This window comes from Nitrospirota bacterium, from assembly GCA_030684575.1.
Lineage (GTDB): Bacteria > Nitrospirota > Nitrospiria > Nitrospirales > Nitrospiraceae > Palsa-1315.
The window spans coordinates 82,265-95,427 of sequence record JAUXVD010000019.1 but is presented as its reverse complement, the minus strand read 5'-3'; the positions used below and the strand labels follow the sequence as shown (position 1 = coordinate 95,427).

Sequence of the window (13,163 nt, the reverse complement as noted above, 5' to 3'; positions counted from 1 at the left end):
GGCCGGAAGGATGAAGTGGGATAAACAAGTGGCGACAAACATCGACAGGCCCAGGAATCATTTCGCTTGAACCAACTCTCCAATCAGGATAATGCTCAGGGCGTTGAACGTCTAGCCGATGCCTGAAAGGTGCCCATGCGCGCGGTCTGCCTGAAACATGTGCCGTTTGAAGGTCCAGGGGCCTTCGCAACCTCGTTGGCCAACCACGGCTACTCGCTCGACGATTGCCTTGTACCACATGATGGCCTCCCCACGAACCCTGGCGACCTCTTGATCATTATGGGTGGGCCAATGTCAGTGAACGATCCCGATCCATGGATCGCCGAGGAGACCGCATTTATTCGCTCCGCCCTGCTCGCCGGCATACCTGTCATCGGCGTGTGCCTCGGCAGTCAGTTCATGGCGAAAGCACTGGGCGCAACGGTACGACCCGGTAAGGCGCTCGAAATCGGCAAAACGCGGATCCAGCTCACCGAAGAGGGGAAACAGGACCCGGTGCTCGGCATGTTTCCCGAATCCCTCTCGGTCTTCGAATGGCACGGGGAGATCTTCGACTTGCCGCCAGATTGTGTGGCGCTGGCCGGTTCGGAGATGGCGCCGTTGCAAGCCTTCCGCTATGGGCCCCATGCCTACGGATTGCTGTTTCATCTAGAGATAGAGACGGACGGGATCGACGCGCTCTGTCAGCACTGTGCCCCGGATCTTGCGCAGGCACAATTAACCGCGACGAAGGCCTTGATGGGGTTTCTCCCCCACATGTGGCTGTCGCACCAAATCGCCGATCGTTTGATCGATCATCTCATCCATTCCACACGTTGATTACCGCCTCGTCCCTGAAGTAGCCTAGGGGCTCCGCCGCGCCCTCAACGGGCTTCATTCTAGAAAAGGAGCATTCTGCACCATGGCCGGATTCCCAATTGAAGTCGCAACCAGAATTAAAACACTGCCTCCCTATCTGTTCGCCGCTATCGACAAGATGAAACAGGCGGCGATTGCCAAGGGCGTCGATATCATCAACCTCGGCATCGGCGATCCTGACTTGCCGACACCGGCTCCGATTATCGAAAGCCTCGCCCTGGCGGCCAAGAACCCCAAGCACCATCAATATCCCTCCTACGAAGGGATGCTGTCGTTCCGGACAGCCGTGGCCGACTGGTATAAGCGCCGGTTCAACGTGACGCTGAACCCTGCCGACGAAGTGCTGACCCTGATCGGCTCGAAGGAAGGGATCGGACATATTCACTTGGCATTTGTCGATCCGGGCGATATCGTCCTGGTCCCGAGCCCCGGCTATCCGGTCTATCCGGTCGGTACCAGCTTTTGCGGCGGCATCTCGCACCTCATGCCACTGACGAAGGCCAACGGTTTCCTGCCTGACTTGAACGCGATCCCCAAGGACGTGGCGAAAAAGGCCAAGCTGATGTGGCTGAATTCGCCGAACAATCCCACGTCGGTCATCATGACCAAGGACTACTTCAAACGCGTGATCGAGTTTGCGCAAGAGAACCAGGTGATCGTCTGCCACGATGCGGCCTACTCGGAAATTTATTACGACGGCAAACCTCCTGTCAGCTTCATGGAAATCGATGGAGCCAAGGATGTCGGCGTGGAGTTCCACTCGCTCTCGAAGACCTACAATATGACGGGCTGGCGCATCGGCTTCGTCGTCGGCAATAAAGACGTCTTAGCGGGCCTCGGCAAGGTCAAGAGCCAGCTGGACTCCGGCGTATTCGAGGCGGTGCAAGCCGCAGGGATCACGGCGTTGGGATTGGATGATTCCGTCACGGACGGCCTACGGAAGATCTATCAGGAGCGGCGCGATACTTTGGTGCCTGGACTGAAGAGTCTGGGCCTCGAAGTCGATCCACCACCGGCCGCGTTTTATATCTGGGTCACGGTGCCGAAGGGCTACACTTCCGCCTCCTTTACGGCTCATTTGCTGGAAAAGGCCGGCATCGTCACGACACCGGGCAACGGCTTCGGCGCGCCGGGCGAAGGGTATATCAGGATGACCGTCTGCACGACGAAAGAACGATTAGCGGAAGCGGTGGAGCGGATTAGAAAAGTAGGATTCTAGGCTAGGGACGAGATGCCGAGGCGACGGCTTGCTCGCGGAACGCGCACGATGAAGCGGTGCTCGTTCGACGCGTGCAGTCGCCCCTCGCCCCGGCACCTCGTCTCACGGTGCGCCACGATCATCCTGCCGTAGAGAGTAAGAAAAGATGGGACGCGAGACGGTGTTCATCGGGTTTGGCTCGAATGTCGGCGATCGGCTCGATTTCTGCGATCGTGCCGTGACCCTGCTGAGCCTCTTACCGCACTCACAGCTCCTCGGGGTATCGATGCTCTACGAGACAGAGCCAGTGCAGGATCATGCCCAGCCGGGGGACGGATGGTTCTTAAACGGCGTGGTCCAGATTGAAACGGATATCGCACCGAAAAGCCTGCTCGGCATCCTCCGGGAGATCGAGCGTGCGCTGGGTCGGGACGAGGATCTTCGATCCGGCCCCAGAACGATCGATCTGGACATCCTGTTCTACGGACAGCTGACGATCGATGAGCCGGGTCTCGTGGTGCCACATCCACGCATGCACCATCGCCGGTTCGTCCTTATGCCCTTAAGCGAACTCGATCCGCTGTTCATCCATCCGGTGCGCCAACGTACGATTAGCCAATTGCTCGCCGAGGCGGAGAAGCAGCCGGAAGTCCGCCTCCTGTTTCCCCAGCCCTCGACCCGTTATGGTTCACGCCCTGCGTGCAGCCAACCCCCAGGCCCATGAAGATTATTCGCACCATCCGCTCCATGACATCGTGGAGCGAACGATTGCGCCGGGACGGCATCATCATCGGATTCGTTCCCACGATGGGCGCGTTGCATGACGGCCACCGTGCGCTCATCCGGGCGGCACGACTCCGTTGCGATGCACTCGTGGTGAGTATTTTTGTGAACCCGACGCAGTTTGGCCCGCGCGAAGACCTCACGCGTTATCCTCGCCCGATCGCCAAGGATCGGGCACTGTGCCGCGAAGAAGGGGTGGACGTCTGCTTCGAGCCAACAGCCGAGGTGATGTATCCCGAGGGTTTTCAAACGATCGTAACCGTGCCGGAGATTGCGCATCGATGGGAAGGGGAGGCCAGACCCCATCACTTTCCCGGTGTCGCTACGGTAGTGACGAAACTCTTCGGAATGGTCCTCCCCCATCTCGCCCTGTTCGGCCAAAAGGACTATCAGCAGGCTGCGCTGGTTCGGCAACTGGTGAAGGACCTCAATCTCGGTGTGGCGATCGAGGTACGCCAGACGGTCAGAGAAGCGGATGGGCTGGCCATGAGTTCACGCAACATCTATCTCAATGCCGAAGAACGGATGATCGCGACATCGCTCTTTCGGGCACTTCGAGCAGGCAAACAGGCTATCGAAGGGGGCATGAAGAATAGGACGGCGATTGAACGGAGCATGCGGAAGACGATCGAACAGGCATCGGGCATTCACGTCGAATACCTGGCCGTCTGCGATCCCGACAGCCTGGAGCCTCTAACTAGATTCACCCATCGTGCCGTGATCTTGGGTGCCATCCGGATCGGAACGATCCGCTTGATCGACAATCTCCTGATACACCTGCCGGGGAAAAAGAATCTTGCTAGGCATTGAGCCTCGGATCGAGACCTTGACCGACTAAGAGTCCGAGCACCACCTTGCCCAGACGTTGGTGCTGGTCCGATGGGACCTCCAGGAACCGAATGCCCGTCGAGGAGGGGTGAACGGAACAGACCATCGCCGTCTCAATATAGATCGCGTCGTCCTCCACCGTAGGCTTCAACAGCAATTCGATGAAGGCTCCTTTCTGAAATCCCGTCGTCTGCAAAGTACACCCATCCATCGAAATGTCGGTAATGCGGTTGGTCATCGACTGATGGCTGTCGAGCACTTGCACCTCGATGGAGGCCGGAAGACGCGCGTACTGCCGACGATCGAACGACTGGGTGTTGTACCGTGCACCGGCATAGTAGGCGCGAAAACGCTTGGTGCAGAGCTGACATCGAAACGGAAATACATTCACGCGGCCCAAGAGACGTTCGCGCATGCCCTCCCGGTAGGTCACGCGGACGAATGAGGCCCCGCAAATAGGACAATGCAGCTCTCTCATGAGGCGGAACGAGCCTCCTGGCGCGCCGTCATTTGCTCGGCGAGAATGGGTTCGATGGAGGCGGGCGAGTACGTCGCCGGCTTGACCCATTTCCCATCTTCACGCTTATACCCGCCGACCTTGCTCATGTTGGATCGGTGCACTTCTTGAAAGACCGGTTGCATCTCGATGCCGTACGACACCGCCGTGCCGTAGACGACATAGAGGAGATCGGCCATCTCCTTCGCAATGGACGACAGGTCGTCAGAGGCGAGCGCCTCTTTCAACTCGTCGAATTCTTCTTGAATGAGCCGGACACGTAGTTCGCGCGTCCGCCCATCGACAATCGTCGGAACCGGACTGACGACGATATCGAAATTCCGGTGAAAGGCTTCGACCATCCCCTGTTCGTCTGCCATCAGGCACTCCTCATTCATGCTCAAAGGGTAACGCCTTGCGTGAAACCAGTTCCACGGGGTCCAACAACGGGATCTCTTTCTCCGACGACACGCCAAGCTCCTTGAACCGGCGAGCGGCCGGCAAGATCCTCGTTTCCAGCGACCCGACCGCCTTATTGTAGGCCAGGACGCTCTTCCCGAGGGCCTGCCCGACATCGTTCAAGTGCTCGGTCAGCACGGCCATCCGCTCGTAGAGATCCTTCCCCAACCGTCCGGCCTCCTCGGCATGTTCGGTCATACGTTCCTGCCGCCAGCCGTAGGCGACCGCCCGCAACAGCGCCATGAGCGTCGTGGGAGTCGCCAGCACGACGCTTCGGAGAAACCCGTCTTCAATCAACCGTGGATCATGTTCGAGCGCAGCGCCGAGAAATTGTTCGCCTGGAAGAAATAACACGACAAATTCAGGCGCCTGCGCGAATTGATTCCAATAGGCTTTCACGCTCAACTCGTCCATCCGCGACCGCACTTGGGCGGCATGACGGCGCATGCCCTCCAGGCGCAGCTCCTCGGTCGGCGCTTCATGCGCGTCCAGATAACCTGCCAACACCGTCTTGGCATCCACGATGATCTGCCGGCCACCCGGCAATTGCACCACCATGTCGGGACGGAGCCGACTGCCGTCGACCGTAATCGATTCCTGCTCGAAGAAGTCGCAATGCGCAACCATGCCGGATAACTCGGCCACACGCTTGAGCGTGATCTCCCCCCATTGGCCGCGGACGGCCGGGGCGCGAAGCGCTTTTACGAGGTTGCCGGTCTCCGATTGCAACTTCTGCTGCGATTCTGCCAGGAGCTTGAGATGTTGATCGAGGCCTCCATAGGCCGCTTGCCTGGATTGCTCCAGCTGCCGGAGCTGGTCGTCGTAGCGGTGCAACGAATCTTGCAGCGGCTGGACCAGGCTATCGATCGCCTGTTGCCGTTGAGCGAGATCGCCCTTGGCCTCAGCTTGCAATGTTTCGAACGAACTGCGAGCAAGATTGAGAAAGGCTTCGTTATTCTGTTTGAGGGCTTCGCCGGAGAGGGCTTGGAACGTCTCGGCCAGCTCCTGTCGGGCCTGGCCCAGCAGAGTCTTTTGTTCGTTGAGGTGGAGCGCCGCCTCGGCCGCTCTGGTCTCCGCCACCGCACGGGCGCGAGAGGCCTCGGAAAGATCCTGCCTGATACGATCAAGATCAAGACGATCTTGTTCTGCCTGTCGGCGCAATTCGTCCGCCAAGGCTTCGGCCCGCTGTGCCCGTTCACCGATGGCCAGCAACTGTGCCTGCAGGCTCGCACGGACGCGGGACGCAATCCAGAACCCGGCGATCAACGCACCGAGGATCGCGCCAACGAACATTCCCAGGCCAACCGCTGTGCCATCAATCATGGGTGACCATCAATATCATTGCCGCCGACCCATATTGAACCAAGCTGTTGAATGTTGCTGAGAGGATGAATTTTCTGAAGGGTACGTAAACACTGCTCAACGTGTCAAGGTCGCACTACCAGGGATGTTCGGCCCTACGGCGTCGCCTTATGCCCTCGCTCCTGAATAACAACTTCACCCCGCTCCGCATCCAGACTAACAACATCGCCGTCTTTCAATCTGGCGAGAAGGCCCGGCACATTCGCAACCGCCGGCAATCCGTATTCCCGGGCAATGATGGCCCCATGCGATAAGGTCCCGCCCATTTCGGCAATCAGCCCAGCTGCGATGCCGAACAAGGGTGCCAGGCCTGGATCGATCACCGACACCACAAGAATATCACCTCGCCCGACTCGGCTCCAGTCCTCCATCGATCGGACAAGGCGAACCGGTCCCACAACCGCTCCTCCACTGATGGGAGTACCATGAAGGGCCCCCTTCGATGCCACGGCCAAAACCCTATCCGAGCCGCTGAGCGCTGCGCGCCAATCCCTGATCGTGTCCGGCACGCTCGCGTTCGTGAATCGTTCGCGCTCCGCCCGTCGAGTTTCAATCAGCCCTTGCCAATCGCGCGAACCGCCGGCTAACAGGTCTGCTCGATCGTCGACGGTAAGATAGAACAGGTCTTCACGTGACGAGAGCAGCCCCTGCTCAACTACACATTCGCCAAGCCGCAGCAAGAGACTCCGTACCGCAGCCGAGTAATACATCAGATGGTGCCGGTTCGCCTCGCGCAGGGCAAAGAACCGGCAGAGCCGACGATACCACCAGGAAAAGATCGCCCACCGATGGAGACGCCACCCGGACCTGGCACGAATCTCACCCAGCGCTCGTATTCGCACCTCTGCTTGTCGCTGAAGAATGTCGGACGGGGTCACCGCGGTTTGAGCCAGTAATTGTGTGCGCAATATCGCCAGCAACAATTCAGGCCGGTCTGCAAACCGCGGCGACATAACGTCCGACTCGCCGACTCCTCGATGCCCATAATCTTCGAGATACCGGTCGAAGGCACGAAGCACGTCGGTCCCCTGAAGCCGACGATGAACGTCAACCGGGTCCCATTCCTCTGCGGTGAACAAGGATCGCATTGCAGAATCGCGCCGAATGGTCTCCGCCATTTCCGCCAAACGAACAATCTGTTGCGCGCTAATCACCGCCGACTGACCCTGCAATGCCCCGTTCAGCAAGGCTCTCCAGTCTTTGCCCAGCCAGCGAGGCAGCACGACGCCTAACGCCTGCAGACATTGCGACACTCCTCCCGCAATGCCGAACGTCAGTTCATGTTCATCCAGCCATTGCCCAATAGCATCGAGGCGCCGGGCGATCTCTTCGCCTGAGAGGGAACGAAGCCGATCGGTATGGTGCTCTGCTGCCATCGCTTTCATATCGGCGAACCAGGCTGGCCCATAGCGCTCAGCCTTTCGCATCTCCCCCATCATCACCAGGCCGGCACGGACAAACGCCGGCCACCCCAGCGGACAAGCCTCCGGCACCCTCGCAAGGCTTTCGCCTCCCATCTGCTCCGCCAACAAGGAGGGATCTCCTCGCAGTTGCACCACGAAGGAATGGAACAGCGTCATATTGATGTAGGGCCGTCCCTGGAACGTGCGGACCGATGAAATCCCTTCGGGTATCAGGCAGCCCAGACGCCGGTAGTGGGCAATGATGTACCGTTCCATGAAGAGTTCGAGAAACGACAGGCCGAGCGGGCTCGGCAGCTCCGGCAGGGTTTCCTTAAAGTTGGCGCGGGACCATTCGCAGTCATCGTTGGTCAGCTGCGAGGGGCGGATCGGCCCCGAGATGGGACGTGCTTGGAGTAGCCAAAGCCCCTGATCATCGAAAAGCCATTCGAGATCCACCGGATAGCCGAATGATTGTTCAATCTGTTTGGCCCTGCTGGCCAATTCGAATATTTGGTCGTCCGACAATGTGCCGCTGTCTGCATCAGCCTTCGACAGCGGCACGTCGAGAAGGCCTTGTTCGGTCACCCGCAAGGCCTGACTCTGTCGAGTGATCGTTCTTTCATGAATCTGCAAGGGTTGACCTGTATCTGCCATCTCGACCACATACTGGTCCGGTGTGGCACGTCCATCCACAAGCGCTGCCGCAAGCCCCGCAACCGCATTGATCGCCACCTGAGTCGCTCGTCCTGTGAGAGGATGGATGGAGTAGGCGACGCCGGCGGCACAGGCGTCGAGCATCGGTTGAACCACGACGGCCATCGCAGGAGGTGCGCCACTCAATCCAGACCGCTCATGATAATTCAACACCCGCGCATCCCAGATCGAAAGCCACAGCTCCTTCACCGCAGAGCCGATCTCCCCCGGTGGGATACCAAGGCGCGTGCGGTAGACTCCAGCAAAACTAGCATGCACGCCGTCCTCGTTCGTTGCCGACGACCTGACGGCCCACAACCCCGACGACGTGAGATGAAGACCTCGCAGCTGTTCGGCGATCTGAGCCGTCAGGTCACCGATGTCGAAGTCCTGAATGATGGTGTGACAATGGGACAGGATTCGTTGTCGTTCGGCCCCGGAGGCATGCAGGGCGGCCTGCCACTGTATGGCTGGAGAAAAGCCCGTCACGCGAAGCGCATGAGCATAGGCCTCCGTCGTCACACAGAATCCAGAGGGAACCGCAAATCCTCCGGCGATGAGTCGAGCCAGGCCTACAGCTTTCCCCCCGACAAGAGCGGGTTCAATGCAGGCGGCCAAGGGAAGGAAACGCGGGCGATCCATTGGAGCGGATACTACCTACAGGAGGAGGAGGAGGTAAAGGTCATTCACATTCGTGCCGGTGGGACCGGTGACGATGAGCTGCTTGAGCTTCTTCAACGCAGGATAGGTGTTGTGGCGTTTCAACGCACGGGGGAGATCCACCGAGAGACCTTGCGCAAGCGCCAGGGTATCACCGTCGACAACTGCTCCAGCTGCATCGGTCGGACCGTCTGTCCCATCTGTGCCAATCGCGACCACCCATACCTTGGCCAGACCGGCAATCTCCAGCGCTGCGGCAGCGGCGAATTCCTGTGCTCGGCCGCCTGTTCCATTTCCCGTCAGGGTCACGGTCGTTTCACCACCGGCCACGACACAGCAAGGCCGCTGAAGTGGTTTTCCCTCGCACAACATGTTTCTCCCCATAGCGCCAAACTGTCTCCCCGCCTCACTGGCCTCGCCAGTGACGGCTGCTGTCGGCACGAGGGTTCGCAGACCTGCCTGCCTGGCTGCGCGAGCGACCGCTGCAATGGCCGCTGCGTTATTCCCGACGAGATGATGCTGGACTCGACGAAAGAGGGAGGAGCCTGGCTTCGGAGTTTCGATTTCGAGTCCCTGACATCCCCGCGTGAGATGCTGGCGCACTCGTTGAGGAGTCGCCATCCAGATCCGATAACGCTTCAAAATTGCGACAGCATCTTGATAGGTCGTCTGGTCTGGAACTGTCGGCCCCGACGCAATGGAACTGAGATCGTCCCCCAGCACATCGGACAGGATCAGCGTCACCACGGTAGCCTGCGTCAACGCGGCAAGCCGTCCACCCTTGATGCGCGAGAGATGCTTCCGAACGGTATTCATCTCTTGGATGGTCGCGCCACATCGCAACAGGCTCTCCGTGGTCCGTTGCTTGTCGGCTAACGTAATTCCTGCAACCGGCGCCGGCAATAAACTGGAGGCACCACCAGATAGGAGTACGATCAAGAGATCGTGCCTGCTCAGTCCTCCCACCATGGCACAGAGCTTGGCGGACGCCCACAGACCAGATCGATCTGGTACCGGGTGGCCAGCTTCGGCGATCTCGATCCGTTTCGTTGGACTAACATGGCCATGCTTCACTACAACAAACCCTTTGTCCAGCCAACGGCCCAGTCGCTGTTCCAGCGCACGAGCCATAGGAGCCGCGGCTTTCCCGGCTCCGACCACGACGACCCGCTCATAGCGGTTCAGGTCGTACCGGCGTCGGCCGACGATCAGCTGATCGCCCTTCATGGTGATCGCACGGTCGACCGCCATACGGGCATCGACTGCCTTCAGTCCTCGGACGATGAGTTTCTTGAGTAATGGCCGGATAGGAGAGGAAGGAATCTGCATCACGCTGGCGACAAGCTAGAAGAGCACAACATTATGTTCGTCCGCAGGATGCTCAAAATGTTCGTCCAGCAAGGCCGCAGCGAGTGAAGAGCCGAAGCGTACCCTCTGGGGCGCACGGTGCGACGAATAAGAAGCACCACGTTTGTGCGCGCCGCTGAGTGGTGAGGCGGCCGGGTCCCCGTTGAGGCTCTGAACGATGCGAGAACGAAGCTGGCGAACTTTTTCAGCATCCTGCGCGTTAGGGATTTTTGTCCTGCTTGAAACAACGAGTCGGACAAGTCTGCCGCGGGACCTTCATCTGATACGTGCCCTTTGGCAACACATCCTTTTTGAATTCTGGGTTCAGCATCTTGAGTTCCAAGAAGTAGGTTCCGTACTCCTCGGCAATCGAGGTGAGGGCTCGCTGAGCATCCTTCACGTTGATGGTCACCGTTTCGGTTTCCATCGGCATGTAGAGATCTTTTTTGCTCAAACCCAGATACTTCTCCGGCTGCGAGTAAATTTCTTTGGCGGCGATGATTCGGGGAACGTACCGCATCGTTTCCCGCGGCCCATGCATCTTCCAATAATCGGTAATATTCTGTTCCTTCAAGAGCCGGCGAACCCGTTCTTCACCGGCATTGTAGGAGGCCATGGCCATGAACCAATCGTTCTGCTTGAAGTCTTTCAGATAGCGCAAATACTTCACCGCCGCTTCCGTCGACATTTCTAAATTGCGGCGATCGTCGCGAACGGCATCGCTCTTGAGCGCGTACCGCAGCCCGGTGGAGGGAATGAACTGCCAGGGCCCTGACGCTTTTGCCTTCGAGTAGGCCGCGGCCACACACTTGCTCTCGACGAGCAACATATACTTGAGATCGTCCGGCAGGCCGGCATCCGCCAACTGCTTTTCGGCTGGGGGGAAACAGCGTCCAGTACGTTTGGCCAGGATGATGCTTTCGCCCTGATCTTCCAAGAACTGATAGAACTCATATTCGATGCGTTCACGCACCTGCCAGTTATCGAGCGGGACCGGCATGCCTGCGAAGGTCAGCTTCTCAGGCAACTTGAATGAACTGAGGAAATAACGCTCCGCACCTTCGCGCTTGATCTCCGGCAGGATGACCAGGCGACCCTCCGGTTCATTTGAGTTTTCGAGGAGATCGAGCAGCACGGGGTCACGCTCTGGCTCCCCCTTCGCTCCAGATCGAGATGTACTGTCTTTGACTTCAGGATGTTCCGGTTGCGGTTGCGCTCCTGTCGGAATCGGAAGCGTGACGGCGATCCACAATCCGCTGAACACCAATGCCCGTTGAAGCCACGTCCTCATGCCAATCCTGCCTCCTCGATACGGTGAACGATCCTGAGTCGAGTGCGTATGCTAACAGCACGGGTTGGGACCGGCAAGCATCATCGACTTTCGGATTCGTGTTAGACTCTCTCGACCTATGCGTGCACTGACTCTCCTCAACGATCGCATCATCCACTGTACCGCCTGTCCACGGCTCGTCACCTATCGGGAAGCCGTTGCATCAGAAAAACGAAAGCAGTTTGAGGACTGGACCTATTGGGGACGTCCGGTTCCTGGATTCGGAGATGCGCAGGCCCGCCTCTATATACTTGGGCTCGCCCCGGCAGCGCATGGCGGTAACCGAACCGGACGGGTCTTCACCGGCGATCGCAGCGGTGACTGGCTCTACGATGCCTTGCACCGATTCGGGTTTGCGAACCAGCCCGGCTCTCATCACCGGGACGATGGGCTCACGCTCTCGGATTGTTATATTGGCGCCACCGTCCGTTGCGCGCCGCCTGACAATAAGCCGACGCCACAAGAGTTCACGGCTTGCCGCCCCTATTTGAGGGAAGAACTCCGATTGTTAGGAAAGATCCGAGTGGTGGTCGCATTGGGCAAGATTGCGTTCGATCACTACTTGAGAGCCTGCCGCGAGGAGGGGATGACGTTGCCCTCGCCACTCCCGAAATTTTCCCATGGCATCGTCCAGGTCCTCCCATGGGGCGTGACGCTGATCGGCTCATACCATCCAAGCCAGCAGAACACCTTTACCGGCCTCCTGACCAGACCGATGTTTCACCACATCTTCTCAACGGCCCGTCAGAGACTCACGGAATCAACAGGCGCACAAACCGACAAGTCCTAAGCAGTGTGCTCCGCTGGATGCTCACAATGGCCGTCCAGCAAGGCCGCAGCCGACGAAAACACCGGAGACGTAGCCCCCGGCTACGTTGAGGATGCGTTCGAGGCAAGCACGATGCTGGCGGACTTTTTCAGCATCCTGCTGGATGTTACTTCTTCGCTTGGGCTTCCCAGTCCGCCAAGAACTTCTTGAGCCCGATATCGGTCAAGGGATGCTTCACCATCTGCTGAAAGATCGAAAAGGGCATCGTGCAGATATGCCCACCGACCAGCGCCGCCTCAACCACATGCTGAGGATGGCGCACACTGGCCACCAGCACCTGGGTCTTATAATCGTAATTGCGATAGATGGTCAGGATCTGACGGATCAGCTCCATCCCGTTTGAACTGATGTCGTCAAGCCGACCGATGAAGGGAGACACGCACCAGGCACCGGCTTTTGCAGCGAGAAGCGCTTGGGTTGGTGAGAAACACAATGTGACATTCACCTTGATCCCCTCGGCGGCCAATCGTTTGGTGGCCTTCAGCCCCTCCGCAATCAACGGCACCTTCACCACGATATTCTTATGGATCTTTGCGAGTTCTTTCCCTTCCTTCACCATGGCATCGGCTTCAAGGCTGACGACCTCTGCGCTGATCGGCCCATCCACGATATTGCAGATCTCGATCAGCATTTCCTTGAAGCTGCGGCCCTCCTTGGCCACGAGCGAGGGGTTCGTGGTCACTCCGTCGAGCAGTCCCAGGCTGGCCGCCTCCTGGATTTCTTTGACGTTGGCGGTATCAAGAAAAAATTTCATGGGTTCGTCCTTTCGTATCGGGATGTGAGAACCATTTTCTCACATCGTTATCGGTTATTTCATGCAGAACTCGAACGATGGCTCGCCCCCGCCCTATCGCCTCGTTTGACAGGTTTCTACCTGACAGTTAAGATTCGATCGTCAACCGCTTGCCACCTAATAC

Annotated in this window: 12 protein-coding genes; 5 read left to right on the top strand and 7 right to left on the bottom strand. The window is 58.5% G+C overall.

What is annotated here, in order from left to right; translation table 11 throughout:
- The first annotated feature begins 135 nt into the window (after nt 1–135).
- From Q8N00_13970 to panC, 4 genes are all read left to right on the top strand, one after another.
- Nucleotides 136–819 carry a type 1 glutamine amidotransferase gene (locus Q8N00_13970; GenBank protein ID MDP2383898.1) on the top strand — a complete coding sequence of 228 codons (684 nt, stop codon included), beginning with the start codon at nt 136–138 and terminating at the stop codon, nt 817–819.
- Between the two features lie 82 nt (nt 820–901).
- On the top strand, nt 902–2,077 hold the full coding sequence (locus Q8N00_13965) for an LL-diaminopimelate aminotransferase (GenBank protein ID MDP2383897.1): 1,176 nt from the start codon (nt 902–904) through the stop codon (nt 2,075–2,077).
- 145 nt (nt 2,078–2,222) lie between these two features.
- Entirely contained in the window at nt 2,223–2,780 is a 558-nt protein-coding gene (gene folK / locus Q8N00_13960; protein ID MDP2383896.1) for a 2-amino-4-hydroxy-6-hydroxymethyldihydropteridine diphosphokinase, read from the top strand.
- A complete protein-coding gene (gene panC, locus Q8N00_13955) occupies nt 2,777–3,649 on the top strand; it encodes a pantoate--beta-alanine ligase (GenBank protein MDP2383895.1) in 873 nt (290 codons plus the stop codon). Before folK ends, panC begins: the two co-directional genes overlap by 4 nt.
- Here the strand turns inward: panC and Q8N00_13950 are convergent.
- From Q8N00_13950 to Q8N00_13925, 6 genes are all read right to left on the bottom strand, one after another.
- Nucleotides 3,639–4,082 carry a PilZ domain-containing protein gene (locus tag Q8N00_13950; protein ID MDP2383894.1) on the bottom strand — a complete coding sequence of 148 codons (444 nt, stop codon included), beginning with the start codon at nt 4,080–4,082 and terminating at the stop codon, nt 3,639–3,641. The two genes, panC and Q8N00_13950, sit on opposite strands and share 11 nt — an antisense overlap.
- Nucleotides 4,083–4,141: 59 nt before the next feature.
- Nucleotides 4,142–4,543, bottom strand: coding sequence for a MazG nucleotide pyrophosphohydrolase domain-containing protein (locus Q8N00_13945; protein MDP2383893.1), 402 nt, complete (start codon nt 4,541–4,543; stop codon nt 4,142–4,144).
- 10 nt (nt 4,544–4,553) lie between these two features.
- On the bottom strand, nt 4,554–5,945 hold the full coding sequence (gene rmuC, locus Q8N00_13940) for a DNA recombination protein RmuC (GenBank protein MDP2383892.1): 1,392 nt from the start codon (nt 5,943–5,945) through the stop codon (nt 4,554–4,556).
- A gap of 134 nt (nt 5,946–6,079) precedes the next feature.
- The gene (locus Q8N00_13935) at nt 6,080–8,722 is read right to left on the bottom strand and encodes a PEP/pyruvate-binding domain-containing protein (GenBank protein ID MDP2383891.1); all 2,643 of its coding nucleotides are present in this window, start codon (nt 8,720–8,722) and stop codon (nt 6,080–6,082) included.
- 15 nt (nt 8,723–8,737) lie between these two features.
- The gene (locus Q8N00_13930) at nt 8,738–10,069 is read right to left on the bottom strand and encodes a glycerate kinase (GenBank protein MDP2383890.1); all 1,332 of its coding nucleotides are present in this window, start codon (nt 10,067–10,069) and stop codon (nt 8,738–8,740) included.
- A 238-nt stretch (nt 10,070–10,307) separates the two neighbouring features.
- Complete coding sequence (locus tag Q8N00_13925; GenBank protein ID MDP2383889.1) at nt 10,308–11,378, bottom strand: lytic transglycosylase domain-containing protein; 1,071 nt, start codon at nt 11,376–11,378, stop codon at nt 10,308–10,310.
- Between the two features lie 118 nt (nt 11,379–11,496).
- Between Q8N00_13925 and Q8N00_13920 the strand changes: the two genes are divergently transcribed.
- On the top strand, nt 11,497–12,207 hold the full coding sequence (locus Q8N00_13920) for a uracil-DNA glycosylase (GenBank protein MDP2383888.1): 711 nt from the start codon (nt 11,497–11,499) through the stop codon (nt 12,205–12,207).
- Between the two features lie 145 nt (nt 12,208–12,352).
- Here Q8N00_13920 and fsa read toward each other — a convergent pair whose 3' ends face one another.
- Complete coding sequence (fsa, locus tag Q8N00_13915) at nt 12,353–13,000, bottom strand: fructose-6-phosphate aldolase (GenBank protein ID MDP2383887.1); 648 nt, start codon at nt 12,998–13,000, stop codon at nt 12,353–12,355.
- Nucleotides 13,001–13,163 lie beyond the last annotated feature (163 nt).

Bases quoted from the DNA above. Each gene is read 5' to 3' on its own strand.
- Q8N00_13935 (MDP2383891.1), bottom strand. From the start codon at position 8,722: ATGGATCGCCCGCGTTTCCTTCCCTTGGCCGCCTGCATTGAACCCGCT.
- folK (MDP2383896.1), top strand. From the start codon at position 2,223: ATGGGACGCGAGACGGTGTTCATCGGGTTTGGCTCGAATGTCGGCGAT.
- fsa (MDP2383887.1), bottom strand. From the start codon at position 13,000: ATGAAATTTTTTCTTGATACCGCCAACGTCAAAGAAATCCAGGAGGCG.
- Q8N00_13925 (MDP2383889.1), bottom strand. From the start codon at position 11,378: ATGAGGACGTGGCTTCAACGGGCATTGGTGTTCAGCGGATTGTGGATC.
- Q8N00_13920 (MDP2383888.1), top strand. From the start codon at position 11,497: ATGCGTGCACTGACTCTCCTCAACGATCGCATCATCCACTGTACCGCC.
- rmuC (MDP2383892.1), bottom strand. From the start codon at position 5,945: ATGATTGATGGCACAGCGGTTGGCCTGGGAATGTTCGTTGGCGCGATC.
- panC (MDP2383895.1), top strand. From the start codon at position 2,777: ATGAAGATTATTCGCACCATCCGCTCCATGACATCGTGGAGCGAACGA.
- Q8N00_13950 (MDP2383894.1), bottom strand. From the start codon at position 4,082: ATGCGCGAACGTCTCTTGGGCCGCGTGAATGTATTTCCGTTTCGATGT.
- Q8N00_13945 (MDP2383893.1), bottom strand. From the start codon at position 4,543: ATGGCAGACGAACAGGGGATGGTCGAAGCCTTTCACCGGAATTTCGAT.
- Q8N00_13970 (MDP2383898.1), top strand. From the start codon at position 136: ATGCGCGCGGTCTGCCTGAAACATGTGCCGTTTGAAGGTCCAGGGGCC.
- Q8N00_13965 (MDP2383897.1), top strand. From the start codon at position 902: ATGGCCGGATTCCCAATTGAAGTCGCAACCAGAATTAAAACACTGCCT.
- Q8N00_13930 (MDP2383890.1), bottom strand. From the start codon at position 10,069: ATGCAGATTCCTTCCTCTCCTATCCGGCCATTACTCAAGAAACTCATC.